Origin of the sequence: Streptomyces eurythermus (genome assembly GCF_014649115.1) — a bacterium.
Lineage (GTDB): Bacteria > Actinomycetota > Actinomycetes > Streptomycetales > Streptomycetaceae > Streptomyces > Streptomyces eurythermus.
In genome coordinates this window covers 113,002-127,728 of record NZ_BMSK01000016.1, presented here as the reverse complement: position 1 = coordinate 127,728, position 14,727 = coordinate 113,002, and the positions used below count along the sequence as shown (strand labels likewise).

Here is a 14,727-nt window from a genome sequence, read left to right as displayed (position 1 = left end):
CAGGTATAGTCCACTTGACCCCGGCGGACAAGATCGAGTGCAGGGTTCCCCATCGGTCTTTTCCGAGTTGAGACCTGCCGGAAAATATGAGCCCGCGACACGTGCCGCGCAGGAAAAATTCGCGACATTACTCCCTGAATGCCACGGTCAACACCCTTGACATCACGGGCCACTTGACCACCTACTGGTTCCTGCGCCCGCAGCTGACAACGTTGTCCGAAGGGGCGCAGGAGGGGAAATCCGTAGATGCAGCGGAGAACTCGGCACAGATGGGGTCCGGCGGCCGTCCTCACGGCCGCCTTTGTCATGGCCGTCGGCGCACAGGGCGCGGCGGTCGCCCTGCCGGCCCGGCCCGCGGTGCCCGACCGGGAGTTCGCGTCCTCGTTCGAGGCGGGCGAGCCGGCGCCGGACTGGCTGAACACCGTGGACACCGGCCCGGACGGGAGCAAGCGGGCGGCGGGCGTCGACGGCGGCTACAGCACCGGCATCCCGGGCAATGTGACCGACCATGTCACCGAGGTCCGGGCCGGCGGCGAGAACGCGGGCGCCGGCGAGGTCAAGGAGAACCTGGCCGACGGCGAGCCCGGCACCAAGTGGCTGACCTTCGAGCCGTCCGGCTGGGCGGAGTTCGACCTGGACAAGCCGGTGAGCCTGCGGACGTACGCGCTCACCTCGGCCAACGACTACGCCGAGCGCGACCCGAGGGACTGGACCCTGAAGGGCTCCGCCGACGGCACGCACTGGACGACGCTCGACACCCGCTCGGGCGAGGCCTTCTCCGAGCGGTATCTGACCAAGTCGTACGACCTGGCCGAACCGGCCGTCTACCAGCACTTCCGGCTGGAGGTGACGCGCAACAACGGCGCCCCGGACATCCTCCAGCTCGCCGATGTGCAGTTCGCCACCGGAGGCGGCGGCGGGCCGGTGCCACAGGACATGCTGACCCTGGTGGACAAGGGGCCCAGCGGCTCCCCGACCGCCAAGGCGCGGGCCGGGTTCACCGGAAAGCGGGCCCTGCGCTACGCCGGCCGGCACACCGCGGACGGCCGCGCCCACTCCTCCAACAAGGTCTTCGACGTGAACGTGCGGGTCGGCCGCGACACCGAACTGGCCTACCGGATCTTCCCGTCGATGGCCGACGGCGACCGCGACTACGACGCCACCCACGTCTCCGTCGACCTGGCCTTCACCGACGGCACCTACCTCAGCGACCTGGGCGCCCTGGACCAGCACGGCTTCCCGCTCTCCCCGCGCGGGCAGGGCGCGGCGAAGGCGCTGTACGTCAACCAGTGGAACAACGTGACCGCGCGGATCGGATCGGTGGCGGCCGGGAAGACCGTCGACCGGATCCTGGTGGCCTACGACTCCCCGGGCGGCCCGGCGAAGTTCCGCGGCTGGCTGGACGACGTGTCCCTGAAGCCGGTCGCACCGGCCAGGCCGAAGGCACACCTGGCGGACTACGCGCTGACCACCCGCGGCACCCACTCCAGCGGCAGCTTCTCGCGCGGCAACACCTTCCCGGCGACCGCCGTGCCGCACGGCTTCAACTTCTGGACGCCGGTGACCAACGCGTCCTCGCTGAGCTGGCTGTACGAGTACGCGCGCGCGAACAACGCGGACAACCTGCCGACGATCCAGGCGTTCAGCGCGAGCCATGAGCCGAGCCCGTGGATGGGCGACCGGCAGACCTTCCAGGTGATGCCGTCGGCCGCGGCCGGCACCCCGGACACCGGCCGCGAGGCACGCGCACTGGCCTTCCGGCACGAGAACGAGACCGCGCGGCCCTACTACTACGGGGTCCGGTTCGAAAACGGTCTCAAGGCCGAGATGACGCCGACCGACCACGCGGCCGTGCTGCGCTTCACCTACCCCGGCGACGACGCGAGCGTGCTGTTCGACAACGTCACCGAGCAGGCCGGGCTGACCCTCGACAAGGAGCACGGGCGGGTCACCGGCTACTCGGACGTGAAGTCGGGCCTGTCCACGGGCGCCACCCGGCTGTTCGTGTACGGCGAGTTCGACAAGCCGGTGACGGACGGCGCGGCGAGCGGGGTGAAGGGCCGTCTGCGGTTCGCCGCGGGCGCCGACCGCACCGTCACCCTGCGCCTTTCGACCTCGCTGATCGGCGTCGACCAGGCGCGGGAGAACCTGCGCCAGGAGATCCCCGAGGGCACGTCGTTCGACACCGTGAAGGCGCGCGCCCGGCACGCCTGGGACGAACTGCTCGGCAAGGTCGAGGTGGAGGGCGCGAGCGAGGACCAGCTGACCACGCTCTACTCCGGTCTGTACCGGCTGTACCTGTACCCCAACTCCGGCTTCGAGAAGGTGGACGGCGAGGACCGCTACGCCTCCCCGTTCTCCCCCATGCCGGGCCCGGACACCCCCACGCACACCGGCGCGAAGATCGTCGACGGCAAGGTGTACGTCAACAACGGCTTCTGGGACACCTACCGCACCACCTGGCCCGCCTACTCGTTCCTGACGCCCACCCGGGCCGGGGAACTGGTCGACGGGTTCGTGCAGCAGTACAAGGACGGCGGCTGGACCTCCCGCTGGTCCTCCCCGGGCTACGCGGACCTGATGACCGGCACCTCCTCGGACGTGGCCTTCGCCGACGCCTACGTCAAGGGCGTGCAGTTCGACGCGAGGGCGGCGTACGAGGCGGCCGTGAAGAACGCCACCGTCGTCCCGCCCGCGCCGGGCGTGGGCCGCAAGGGCATGGCCACCTCCCCCTTCCTCGGCTACACCCCGACCGACACCCACGAGGGTCTGTCCTGGGCGATGGAGGGCTACGTCAACGACTACGGCATCGCGAAGATGGGCGAGGCGCTGTACAGGAAGACGGGCGAGAGGCGCTATCAGGAGGAGTCGCGGTACTTCCTCGACCGCGCCCGCGACTACGTGAAGCTGTTCGACAGCGGGGCGGGCTTCTTCCAGGGCCGGGACGCCAAGGGCGGCTGGCGCGTGGACTCCGCGAAGTACGACCCGCGGGTGTGGGGCTACGACTACACCGAGACCAACGGCTGGGGCTACGCCTTCACCGTCCCGCAGGACAGCCGGGGCCTGGCCAACCTGTACGGCGGCCGGCAGGGCCTCGCCGACAAGCTCGACACCTACTTCGCCACCCCGGAGACCGCCTCCCCGGACTACGTGGGCTCCTACGGCGGTGTCATCCACGAGATGACCGAGGCCCGGGACGTCCGGATGGGCATGTACGGCCACTCCAACCAGGTCGCGCACCACGTCCTGTACATGTACGACGCGGCCGGCCAGCCGTGGAAGACGCAGGCGTACGTGCGCGAGGCGCTGTCCCGGCTGTACACCGGCAGCGAGATCGGGCAGGGCTACCACGGCGACGAGGACAACGGCGAGCAGTCCGCCTGGTACCTGTTCTCCGCGCTCGGCTTCTACCCGCTGGTGATGGGCAGCGGCGAGTACGCCATCGGCTCCCCGCTGTTCAAGAAGGCGACCGTGCACCTGGAGAACGGCCGGGACCTGGTGGTGCGGGCCCCGCGCAACAGCGCGAAGAACGTCTATGTGCAGGGGCTCAAGGTCGACGGCCGCCCTTGGACGTCGACTTCGCTCCCCCACTCGCTGCTGGCCAAGGGCGGGGTGCTGGACTTCGCCATGGGCCCGGAGCCGTCGGCCTGGGGCACGGGCGAGAACGCGGCGCCGGTCTCGATCACCCGGGGCGACCAGGTGCCCGAGCCGCGCGCGGACGTGCTGAAGGGCGCGGGGGCGCTCTTCGACGACACCTCGGCGACGAGCGCGACGCTCGCCTCCGCCGACCTGCCGGCCCGGGGCGCCGTACGGCCCGTCCGGTACACGCTGACCTCGGGGGCCGACCACACCACCGCGCCGTCCGGCTGGACCCTCCAGGGTTCCGCCGACGGCACGACGTGGCGGACCCTGGACCACCGCACCGGTGAGACGTTCGCCTGGGACCGCCAGACCCGCGCCTTCACCATCGCCGCGCCGGGCACGTACAGCCGCTACCGCCTGGTCCTGGACGGCGAGTCGACCCTGGCGGAGGTGGAGCTGCTGGCCTGAGCGCACACCGGGTACGGCGGCCGGCCCGCCGGAGGAGCATCGCGGCTCTTCCGGCGGGCCGGTGTCGCGCGGGGCGGGGGCCCCTTCGCCTGTGGGACCGGTGGCCGCGCATACTGCGAGGCAGGACCCCCTGCCACAGGAGCACCGATGACACCACGCACCCCCGCCCGCACCGCCCGGGAGGCGACGGCATGAGGCTGCTGGTCACCGGCGGAGCCGGGTTCATCGGCTCGCACTTCGTGCGCACGCTGCTCGACGGCGGCTACCCCGGCCACGAGACGTCCCGGGTGACCGTCCTCGACAAGCTCACCTACGCCGGTCACCGGGACAGCCTGCCCGCGGCGCACCCCCGGCTGGACTTCGTGCGCGGTGACATCTGCGACCGGGAGCTGCTGGACCGGATCCTGCCCGGGCACGACGCGGTGGTGCACTTCGCCGCGGAGTCGCACGTGGACCGGTCGGTCCGGTCGGCGTCGGAGTTCGTGCGCACCAACGTGGCCGGCACCCAGACGCTGCTGGACGCCTGTCTCGCGGCCGGCACCGGGCGGTTCGTCCACGTCTCCACCGACGAGGTCTACGGCTCCATAGCCGAGGGCTCCTGGACGGAGGACCACCCGCTGCTGCCCAACTCGCCCTACGCCGCCTCCAAGGCGTCCTCGGACCTGATCGTCCGCGCCTGTCACCGCACACACGGCCTGAACGTGTCGATCACCCGCTGCTCGAACAACTACGGCCCCTACCAGCACCCCGAGAAGTTGATCCCGCTGTTCGTGACCAACCTGCTGGAGGGCCTGCCGCTGCCGCTCTACGGCGACGGGCGCAACGTGCGCGAGTGGCTGCACGTCGACGACCACTGCCGGGCCGTCGCGCTGGTGCTCGACCGGGGCCGGCCGGGCGAGGTCTACAACGTCGGCGGCGGCGACGCACGCACCAACCGCGAGGTCACCGAACGGCTGCTCGCGCTGTGCGGCGCCGACTGGTCGCGGGTCCGGCACGTGCCCGACCGCAAGGGGCACGACCTGCGCTACGCCCTGGACGACAGCAAGATCCGCGAGGAGCTGGGCTACGCCCCGCGGATCCCGTTCGAGCAGGGGCTCGCCGACGTCGTCGCCTGGTACCGCGACCACCCCGGCTGGTGGAAGGCCGTCCGCTCCGCCCGGCACCCGGCGGACGGCGACGCCCGCTGAGCCTCGGGCCGTGTCAGCCGTACGGCCGCCCGCGCCGCACCGGCGCCGGATGCGGCCGCGATCACGGGGGCGGCTTGGTAGAAAGGCATGTCCGCAGCATTCGTCACCGCACCGCTCGTCACCCCGCCGCCCACCACAGGAGGTACCCCGGTGCAGGCCGTATCGTCGCCAGGGCTCACCCGTCCGGACTCCCCCGCGCCCACCCCGCCGGACGACCCGCCCGGCCCCCGGGAGCTGACGCTCGACGGCGGCGACGGAGTACGGCTGTCGGGGCTGCTCGCCGAACCCGGGGCGGGGCGGGCGCCCCGGGCCGTGGTGCTCGCCCTGCACGGCAGCGGCATGCGGGCCGGTTACTTCGACAACCGGGCGCGGCCGGGCCTGTCGCTGCTGGAGCTGGGCAGCCGGCTCGGCTGCACTGTGCTGGCGCTCGACCGGCCGGGCTACGGCGCCTCGGCCGCCGTACTGCCGGACGGACAGGATCTGGCCGGGCAGACCGCCACGCTCGGCTCTGCCCTGGCGGACTTCGCCGGACGATGGCCCGTCGGCGCCGGGTTCTTCCTGCTCGCCCACTCCGGCGGCGGCCGGCTCGCGCTGTCCACCGCGGCGGCCGACGCCCTGCCGGCCCCGCTGATCGGGCTGGACCTGTCCGGGCTGGGCAGCGCCTTCGCCGTGACGCCCGACCAGTTGCCCGGCGCCGGCGCGCCCGGGGCCTGGCGGCGGCACTGGGGGCAGCTGCGGCTGTACCCGCCGGAGGCCTTCCGGGAGGGGCAGCGGCTGGTGGCGCCGGTGCCGGCGACGGAGGCCGGCGAGACCCTGGCGTGGCCCCGGATGTACCCGGAGCTGGCGGCCCGGGTGCGGGTGCCGGTCCGCTTCACCTTCGCCGAGCAGGAACAGTGGTGGCGCACCGACGAGGAGGCCGTGCGGGCCCTGCTGGCGCCGCTCGCCGCACCGCGCGCGGTGGTGGACCGGCTGCCCGACGCCGGGCACAACATCAGCCTCGGCTGGGCCGCCCGCACCTACCACCTGCGGGCCCTGGCCTTCCTGGAGGAGTGCCTGCTGGCCCACGCGGCGGCGCCGCCCACCCGTCCGCGCGCCGACTGACGGCGGCCCCGCCCGCCGGGCCACCCGGTGCCCCCGGATCAGCCGTCGTAGGGGCGGGCGGCACGGCCCTCACGGAGCGTCAGGCCCCACCAGGCGAGCTGGTCGAGCAGCACGGAGGCGGCCTTGCCGACGCCGTCGGCGTCCTTGGGGCGGCCCTCCTCGTCGAACTGGCTCCACGCCATGTGGAAGCTGACGGTGTCGCGCAGGGTGACGGCGTGCAGCTCGGCGAAGACCTGGCGCAGCTGCTCCACGGCCCGCTGGCCGCCGGCCATGCCGCCGTAGGAGACGAAGCCGACGGGCTTGGCCCGCCACTCGCGGTACACGTAGTCGATGGCGAGCTTCAGCGAGGCCGGGTAGCCGTGGTTGTACTCGGGCGTGAGGACGACGTACCCGTCCAGTCCGCCGATGCGCTGGGCCAGGCTGAGGGTGCCCTCCCCCGGTTCGGTGGTGTCCAGGGTGAGTTTCAGCTCCGCCACGAGCGCCGGCTCGGAGAGGTCGATGACATGGACGTCCATGTCATCGCGCCGGCCGATCTCGGAGAGGAACCACTGGGCGACCTTGTCGGCGAACCGGCCGGTGCGCACGCTGCCGATGATGACGCCGATCTTGAGCGGGGCCGTGGACATGAGAGGTCTCCTCGCAAGGGTGGAAGGAATGGGAGAGCGATGAAGCGGGCGGCGCTCAGCCGATGAGCAGGACGATCTTTCCGCGGCCGTGGCCGGTCTCCAGCTCGCGGTGCGCCTCGGCGGCCCGGGCCAGCGGCAGGGTCTTGCGGATGTGCACGGTGAGCGCGCCGTCGGCGACCAGTCCGGCCAGTTCGGCGAGCCGCCGCGCCGAGCGCATGCTGCGGATCCAGCGCACGCCCAGCTCTTCGTAGTCCTCGTGGGCGAAGATGGTGCCGACCCGGTCCTTGTCCTTGACGAGTTCGGCCGCGACCCGCAGGCCCTCGACGCTCGCCGTGTCCAGGGCGGCGTCCACGCCCTCGGGCGCCGCCGCGCGGACCCGGTCGATCAGGCCCGCGCCGTAGGCGACCGGTACGGCGCCCAGCCCGCGCAGGTAGGCGTGGTTCTCCTCGCGGCCGGTGGCGATCACCTTGGCGCCCCGGGCCACCGCGAGCTGCACGGCGATGGTGCCGACCCCGCCGGCGGCGCCGTTGATCAGCACGGTCTCGCCCTCGCCGACGCCGAGGGTCTCGATCGCGGTGTGGGCGGTCTGGCCGGAGGCGGACAGGCAGCCGGCGACCTCCCAGGACAGCGCGGCGGGCTTGGGCACGATCTGGTCCGCGGGGACGACGAGGTACTCCGCGTAGGTGAGCTGGGTGCGGAAGCCCAGGACCTCGTCGCCGGCCGAGAATCCGGTGACGCCCTCGCCGAGCGCGTCCACCACGCCGGCGAAGTCGCCGCCGGTGATGTGCGGGAAGGTGACGGTGAAGCCCGGCGGGACCCAGCCGGTGCGCACCGCGCAGTCGACGGGCTGGGTACCGGCCGCCTTCACCCTCACCCGCACCTCGCCCGGTCCCGGTTCGGGCGTCGGCAGCTCCATCAGCTCCAGGACCTCGGGCCCTCCGAACGCGCGGAACGCGACAGCCTTCATCGTTCAACCCCTCCTGACGGCACGGCACTTCGGCTGATCGGCGGCCTGCGGCTCGCCGTCGCCGGCAACAGGACGAACGTAGAAGCTCAAGTCCGCTTGAGGTCAAGCGCCGACCGGGGTCACACCGGCCCCAGGGGCAACATCGGGTGTCACCGGTACCACAGAGGCCCGCGTACGCTCCGGTAGGCGCGCGCCGGTATCACCCGGACGGGCTAGGAAAGCGGGTTGACGGGGTCGGCGGTGGCGGCGGTACAGTCGGGACACGGCCGATGACAACGATGTCGCGAGACTCGGCGGTCACATCGGCCGCCCGCCCCGACCCCCCTCTCCGGGCAGGCCCCGCCCCCCTCGCCTGCCCGGCTCGCGGACCCGGTGCCCTCGGCCACCGGGTCCGCCCGGAGCGGGACGGCGAAGGGCCGCGCCCCCGGGTGCCGGGGACGCGGCCCTGTGCCGCCGAACCGCTGTGCCCTGCCGCTTACTTGCGGATCAGGTTGCGCAGCACGTACTGCATGATGCCGCCGTTGCGGTAGTAGTCGGCCTCACCGGGGGTGTCGATGCGGACGACCGCGTCGAACTCCACACCGGTGTCGGTGGTGACCTTCACCGTGCGCGGGGTGCGGCCCTCGTTCAGCTCCGTGACGCCGGAGATGGAGAAGGTCTCCTCGCCGGTCAGACCGAGGGACTCGGCGGAGGCACCCTCCGGGAACTGCAGCGGCAGGACGCCCATGCCGATGAGGTTGGAGCGGTGGATGCGCTCGTAGGACTCGGCGATGACGGCCTTCACGCCGAGCAGCGCGGTGCCCTTGGCCGCCCAGTCGCGGGACGAGCCGGAGCCGTACTCCTTGCCCGCCAGGACGACCAGCGGGATGCCGGCGGCCTGGTAGTTCTGCGAGGCGTCGTAGATGAAGGAGACCGGCCCGCCGTCCTGCGTGAAGTCCCGGGTGTAGCCGCCCTCGGTGCCCGGCGCGATCTGGTTGCGCAGGCGGATGTTGGCGAACGTGCCGCGGATCATGACCTCGTGGTTGCCCCGGCGGGAGCCGTAGGAGTTGAAGTCACGCCGCTCGACACCGTGCTCGGTGAGGTACTTGCCGGCGGGGGTGTCGGCCTTGATGGCACCGGCCGGGGAGATGTGGTCGGTGGTGACCGAGTCGCCCAGCTTGGCCAGGACGCGGGCGTCGGCGATGTCCTCGACCGGGGCCGGGTCCATGGTCATGCCCTCGAAGTACGGGGGCTTGCGGACGTAGGTGGACTCCGCGTCCCACTCGAAGGTGTCGCCGGTCGGGATCGGCAGCGACTGCCACTGGGCGTCGCCGGCGAAGACGTCGCTGTAGGACTTGGAGAACATGTCCTCGCCGATGGCGTTGGCGACGACGTCGTTCACCTCGGCCTCGGAGGGCCAGATGTCCTTCAGGTAGACCGGGTTGCCGTCCTGGTCGGTGCCCAGGGCCTCGCGGGTGATGTCCAGCTTCATGGAGCCGGCGATGGCGTAGGCGACGACCAGCGGCGGGGACGCCAGGTAGTTCATCTTGACGTCGGGGTTGATCCGGCCCTCGAAGTTGCGGTTGCCGGACAGGACCGAGGTGACGGCGAGGTCGTGGTCGTTGACGGCCTTGGAGACCTCCTCCGGCAGCGGGCCGGAGTTGCCGATGCAGGTGGTGCAGCCGTAGCCGACCAGGTTGAAGCCGAGCTTGTCCAGGTACGGCGTGAGGCCGGCCTTGTCGAAGTAGTCGGTGACGACCTTGGAGCCCGGGGCCAGGGTGGACTTCACCCACGGCTTGCGGGTCAGGCCCTTCTCGACCGCCTTCTTGGCCACCAGGGCGGCGGCGACCATGACGTACGGGTTGGAGGTGTTGGTGCAGGAGGTGATGGCCGCGACCGTCACCGCACCGTGGTCCAGCTCGTAGGTGGTGCCGTCGGGGGCGGTCACCTGGACCGGGTTGCTCGGGGCGCCGTTCGGGGCGACGGCCGGGGCGTCGGAGGCCGGGAAGGACTCCTGGCCCGCCTCGTCCACGACGTCCACGTAGTTGCGGACGTCCTGCTTGAACTGCTCGGCGGCGTTGGCCAGGACGATGCGGTCCTGCGGGCGCTTCGGGCCGGCGATGGAGGGGACGACCGTGGAGAGGTCCAGCTCAAGCTTCTCGGAGAAGTCGGGCTCGGCGGCCGGGTCCAGCCAGAGGCCCTGCTCCTTGGCGTACGCCTCGACCAGGGCGACCTGCTGCTCGGAACGGCCGGTCAGGCGCAGGTAGTTCAGGGTCTCGCCGTCGATCGGGAAGATGGCGGCGGTGGAGCCGAACTCCGGCGACATGTTGCCGATGGTGGCGCGGTTGGCCAGGGAGGTGGCGGCCACACCCTCGCCGTAGAACTCGACGAACTTGCCGACCACACCGTGCTTGCGGAGCATCTCGGTGATGGTGAGCACGAGGTCGGTGGCGGTGGTGCCGGGGCTCAGCTCGCCGGTGAGCTTGAAGCCGACGACGCGCGGGATGAGCATGGAGACCGGCTGGCCGAGCATGGCGGCCTCGGCCTCGATGCCGCCGACGCCCCAGCCGAGGACGCCGAGGCCGTTGACCATGGTGGTGTGCGAGTCGGTGCCGACCAGGGTGTCGGGGTAGGCCTTGCCGTCGCGGACCATGACGACACGGGCCAGGTGCTCGATGTTCACCTGGTGGACGATGCCGGTGCCCGGCGGGACGACCTTGAACTCGTCGAAGGCGGTCTGGCCCCAGCGCAGGAACTGGTAGCGCTCCTTGTTGCGGCCGTACTCCAGCTCGACGTTCTGCTTGAAGGCGTCGGTGGTGCCGAACTTGTCGGCGATGACGGAGTGGTCGATGACCAGCTCGGCCGGCGCCAGCGGGTTGATCTTCGCCGGGTCGCCGCCCAGCTCCTTCACGGCCTCGCGCATCGTGGCGAGGTCCACGACGCAGGGGACGCCGGTGAAGTCCTGCATGATCACGCGGGCCGGCGTGAACTGGATCTCCTGGCTGGGCTGGGCCTGGGAGTCCCAGTCGCCGAGGGCGCGGATGTGATCGGCGGTGATGTTCGCGCCGTCCTCCGTGCGGAGCAGGTTCTCCAGCAGGACCTTGAGGCTGTACGGCAGCCGGGCCGAGCCCTCCACCTTGTCCAGCCGGAAGATCTCGTACGACTCGCCGCCCACCTGCAGCGTGCTGCGGGCGTCGAAGCTGTTCGCCGACACGACAGTCTCCTTCATTGATGTGCGCGTACCACCGTCAATCGTGCCGCCACGCCGGCTTGGCCGAACCAGTAAGGTCAGGCTAAGTTAGGCATGCCTTACCAGTGTGGCGACCGCGGTGCGCCTCGGCAGATATCTCGATGTCGAGATAACACTAGTACATGGGCGCGGCTGGGTCATGTCCGCACACGCTCTCCGGCAGCGGGACCTCAGGCGCCCGCGGTGCTCCGGCCGAGCGCGGCGAGCGCGGCGTCGGCCTCGGCCTGGCGCGGGCTCCGCAGTGCCCTCAGGTCGGCGCGGGCGGCGACCAGCGTCTCCCTGGCCTCGGGGTGCCCCGCGGCACCGAGCGCCTGGCCGAGGTCGAGCCGGGCCTGTGAGGCCCAGGCCGGCATCTGCGCCGCCTCGAAGGCGGCGAGGGCCTGCCGCAGCGGTGCCTCGGCCTCCTGCCAGCGCTCCAGGGCCGCCAGATCGTTGCCGATCTGCTGCCGGGCCACCGCGTGGTACAGCGCCATCAGCTCTTCCGTCCGGCCCGGGATCCCCGCGCGGCAGATCCGCTCGCTGCGCCGGTGGATGTCCAGGGCCTCGTCCGCCCGGCCGGTCTGGCGCAGCAGGGTGCCGAGGCTGTTGAGGACCGTCAGCTCGGCCAGCCGGGCCTGCGGGGAGGGATGGGCGGCCAGCCGGCGGGCCGCGCCGCGCAGGCGCTCCCGGGCCTCTTCCGTACGGCCCAGCCGGCTGAGCGCGCCCGCGCCGTAGCCGAGCGCCCAGCCCTCCTGCAGCCCGTCCCCGCAGTCGCGGGCCGCCGCGAGCGCGGCGTCGGCGCTCGTCAGCGCGGCACGGGGGTCGTGGACGCAGAGGTTGTGGGCCCAGGCGAGGTAGTTGAGGTGAACCGCCTCCTCACGCCTGCTGCCCAGGGCGCGGGCGGAATCGGCGGAGCGCTGGAACACCTCCACCCACTGCTCCCAGTGCTGGTTGAGGTCGGAGAACCAGTGCATCGCCTCCGCCGTGTCCAGGACCTGCCGGTGCCGGCCGGCCGCGTGGGCCCGGCGCAGCGCGGCGAGCCACTGGGCCCGCTCCGCCTCCAGCCAGGCCCGTGCCTCGTCCCGGCCGGTGGGCGCCGTGTCCGGGTCGGGGTCCGCCCCCGGCGCGGTCCGTTCGTGGTCGACGTCGAAGTGCAGCGCGGCGGCGGTGGCCCGGCGCAGCATCCAGTCCGCGGTCCGGTCCAGGGCGGCGTCCCGGACCTCGGGGCCGTCCTCGGCGTCGGCCTGTTCGGCCGCGTAGAGCCTCAGCAGATCGTGGAAGCGGTACCGCTCGGCGGCGGGGTCGCTCTGCAGCAGACCGGCGTCGGTCAGTTCCTCGGCGCGGGCGACCGCCTCGTCGTGGGACAGGCCGGCCAGCAGCGCGCCGGTCTCCGGGCTGAAGTCCGCGCCGGCGGCCAGCGCGGCGCGGCGCAGCAAGGTCCGGGTGTCCGGCGGGAGCTGACGGTAGGAGAGCGCGAAGGCGGCGCGCACCCGCAGGTTTCCGGCCTGGAGGCCGTCCAGCCGCCGGCCCTCGGCGGCGAGGCGGGCGACGAGCTTGGCGAGGCGTTCGTGCGGACGGCTGAGGAGGCGCTGGCCGGCGATCCGGACGGCCAGCGGGAGGTGCCCGCACAGGTCGGCGAGGTCGCGGGCCGCCTGTGCCTCCGCCCGCACCCGGTCCGGGCCGATGATGCGGGTCAGCAGTTCCACCGCTTCCTCGCGCCGCAGCAGGGCCAGATCGGTGCGGTGCACGGACTCCAGACCCGCCAGGGCGTGACGGCTGGTGACGAGGGTCAGGGACGGGCCGGCGCCGGGCAGCAGGGGGGCGACCTGGTCCTCGTCGGCGGCGTTGTCCAGCAGCAGGAGCAGGCGCCGTTCACCGGTCAGGGACCGCCACAGGCCGGCGCGGTCGTCGGTGCCGGCCGGCAGCGCGGCGTCGGGGACCCCCAGCGCGCCCAGCAGCCGGGCCAGCGCGTCCCGGGGCGTGGTCGGTTCCGGGTCCATTCCGTGCAGGTCCAGGGCGAACTGGCCGTCGGGGAAGTGCGGGGCGAGGCGGTGCGCGGCGTGCACCGCGAACGCGGTCTTGCCCAGACCGGGCTGCCCGGCGACCACGCTGACCACCGGCCGGTCCTCGGCGGTGTCCCGCGCCAGGTCCAGCAGATGGGCGAGGGCCGGGCCGCGCGCGGTGAAGTCGCGGATGTCGCGCGGCAGGGCCAGCGGGCCGGGGCCGGCCGGTCCGGTGGCCGGCCGGGGTCGCGGACGGCCGAGGGCGGCGGCCTCCTCCAGACCCGCCGCCTCGTCGTCGTCCAGCCCCAGCGCTTCGGCCAGCGCCCGCACGGTACGGCGCTGCGGTCCCCGGGTACGCCCGCGTTCCATGTCCGCCAGCGCCCTGACACTCACCCCGGCGGCGTGCGCGAGGGCTTCCTGGCTCAGTCCGGCACGGGCCCGCAGCCGACGCAACCGCTGCCCGAAGTCCCCGCTGGGCGGCGTGCCGTGACCCTCACTGGATGGCGTGCCGTCGCGCACCGTCGATGTCCCCGTTCGTCCGGCTCGTCCGGTTGCGAGCGCCCGGCAGAAGTATGGCCGACGGTACTTCTGCCGGGGGAACCGCCTGGGCGACACAGACCGGAAGTGATCGACTGAAGGCCGACGCGGAACGGTCGGCGCTTCGGGGGCGCACACGCACCCGGCCGGCTCGGAACGGGTCGGCGCCTGCGGGGCGCACACGCTCCCGGACGGCTCCGACCACCCGCCGTCGACGGAAAAGACCGCGCACCACCGGCATCACGACTTCGCACCACCGCAGCACGACCTCGGCCGACGGCACCGCGCCGCGGCCCCGCACTCTCCAGGGGGAACCTCCATGAACACTCCGCGTCACCGCTCCGCGCTGCTCGCCGTCGCGGGCACGGCTCTCGTCCTCTCCCTCACCGCCTGCTCGAGCGACGGGGACACCACGTCCTCGGCCACTCCCGAGGCCACCGTGGCGGCGACCGTGGCGGCGTCCGAGGTGACCGCCCGGCCGGCCGGCGAAAAGGGCGCCGGCGCGTCCGGGGCGACGGGTTCGGCCGGCTCGGCGCGCTCGACGGGATCGAAGGACTCCGCGGGCTCGGCCGGCTCCAGCGGCTCTTCCGGCTCGGCCGGCACCACCGGTGAGCGGGCCTCCGACTCCGCCCCGCTGTGCACCGCGGGGAACCTCTCCGTCAGCGCCGCCACGCAGGACGGTCCGCCCTACACCCACATCGTCCTCACGGCGAAGAACACCTCCTCCCACGCCTGCCGGCTGACGGGCTTCCCGCACGTCCAGTTCCTGGAGAGCCACAAGCAGGACGTTCCGGCCGTCGCCAAGAGCAAGCCGGCCGCGCCGGTCGTGCTCACGCCGGGAGCCCCGGCCTACGCCCTGGTGAAGCTGTCGGACGGCGGAGTCGACGAGGACGTCGAGCCCGTGTCGGCGTTCTCCGTCATGCTGGAGGGCGACCCCACGGTCATCGCCGTGACCGCGCCCGGCAGCGAGGGCATCGCCGTCGACCCGGCCAAGGCGCTCACCGGCTACTGGACCCCCGAACTGCGCGAAGGCGCGGACGATTTCTGA

At 72.7% G+C, this 14,727-nt stretch carries 8 protein-coding genes; 4 read left to right on the top strand and 4 right to left on the bottom strand.

Annotated features, from left to right (window positions below; genetic code table 11):
• Positions 1 to 246: 246 nt before the first annotated feature.
• From IE251_RS28480 to IE251_RS28470, 3 genes are all read left to right on the top strand, one after another.
• Positions 247 to 4,050, top strand: a complete 3,804-nt coding sequence (locus IE251_RS28480) for a GH92 family glycosyl hydrolase (protein ID WP_189755858.1) — start codon at positions 247 to 249, stop codon at positions 4,048 to 4,050.
• A 191-nt stretch (positions 4,051 to 4,241) separates the two neighbouring features.
• Entirely contained in the window at positions 4,242 to 5,237 is a 996-nt protein-coding gene (gene rfbB / locus IE251_RS28475; protein ID WP_189755857.1) for a dTDP-glucose 4,6-dehydratase, read from the top strand.
• An 87-nt stretch (positions 5,238 to 5,324) separates the two neighbouring features.
• Positions 5,325 to 6,338, top strand: a complete 1,014-nt coding sequence (locus tag IE251_RS28470; protein WP_189755856.1) for an alpha/beta hydrolase — start codon at positions 5,325 to 5,327, stop codon at positions 6,336 to 6,338.
• A 38-nt stretch (positions 6,339 to 6,376) separates the two neighbouring features.
• On the opposite strand, the gene IE251_RS28465 is transcribed toward IE251_RS28470, so the two are convergent.
• From IE251_RS28465 to IE251_RS28450, 4 genes are all read right to left on the bottom strand, one after another.
• Positions 6,377 to 6,964 (bottom strand): NADPH-dependent FMN reductase, encoded by a 588-nt coding sequence (locus tag IE251_RS28465; protein ID WP_189755855.1) that lies wholly within the window; start codon positions 6,962 to 6,964, stop codon positions 6,377 to 6,379.
• Between the two features lie 55 nt (positions 6,965 to 7,019).
• The gene (locus IE251_RS28460) at positions 7,020 to 7,931 is read right to left on the bottom strand and encodes an NADP-dependent oxidoreductase (RefSeq protein WP_189755854.1); all 912 of its coding nucleotides are present in this window, start codon (positions 7,929 to 7,931) and stop codon (positions 7,020 to 7,022) included.
• A 475-nt stretch (positions 7,932 to 8,406) separates the two neighbouring features.
• On the bottom strand, positions 8,407 to 11,124 hold the full coding sequence (acnA, locus tag IE251_RS28455) for an aconitate hydratase AcnA (protein ID WP_307784894.1): 2,718 nt from the start codon (positions 11,122 to 11,124) through the stop codon (positions 8,407 to 8,409).
• Positions 11,125 to 11,330: 206 nt separating this feature from the next.
• Positions 11,331 to 13,661 carry a helix-turn-helix domain-containing protein gene (locus tag IE251_RS28450; RefSeq protein ID WP_189755852.1) on the bottom strand — a complete coding sequence of 777 codons (2,331 nt, stop codon included), beginning with the start codon at positions 13,659 to 13,661 and terminating at the stop codon, positions 11,331 to 11,333.
• A gap of 337 nt (positions 13,662 to 13,998) precedes the next feature.
• On the opposite strand from IE251_RS28450, the gene IE251_RS28445 reads away from it, so the two are divergent.
• The gene (locus tag IE251_RS28445) at positions 13,999 to 14,727 is read left to right on the top strand and encodes a DUF4232 domain-containing protein (RefSeq protein WP_189755851.1); all 729 of its coding nucleotides are present in this window, start codon (positions 13,999 to 14,001) and stop codon (positions 14,725 to 14,727) included.

What these genes read in the sequence shown, in the direction of transcription:
- IE251_RS28480 (WP_189755858.1), top strand. Translation starts at nt 247, where the DNA reads ATGCAGCGGAGAACTCGGCACAGATGGGGTCCGGCGGCCGTCCTCACG.
- rfbB (WP_189755857.1), top strand. Translation starts at nt 4,242, where the DNA reads ATGAGGCTGCTGGTCACCGGCGGAGCCGGGTTCATCGGCTCGCACTTC.
- IE251_RS28470 (WP_189755856.1), top strand. Translation starts at nt 5,325, where the DNA reads ATGTCCGCAGCATTCGTCACCGCACCGCTCGTCACCCCGCCGCCCACC.
- IE251_RS28465 (WP_189755855.1), bottom strand. Translation starts at nt 6,964, where the DNA reads ATGTCCACGGCCCCGCTCAAGATCGGCGTCATCATCGGCAGCGTGCGC.
- IE251_RS28460 (WP_189755854.1), bottom strand. Translation starts at nt 7,931, where the DNA reads ATGAAGGCTGTCGCGTTCCGCGCGTTCGGAGGGCCCGAGGTCCTGGAG.
- IE251_RS28445 (WP_189755851.1), top strand. Translation starts at nt 13,999, where the DNA reads ATGAACACTCCGCGTCACCGCTCCGCGCTGCTCGCCGTCGCGGGCACG.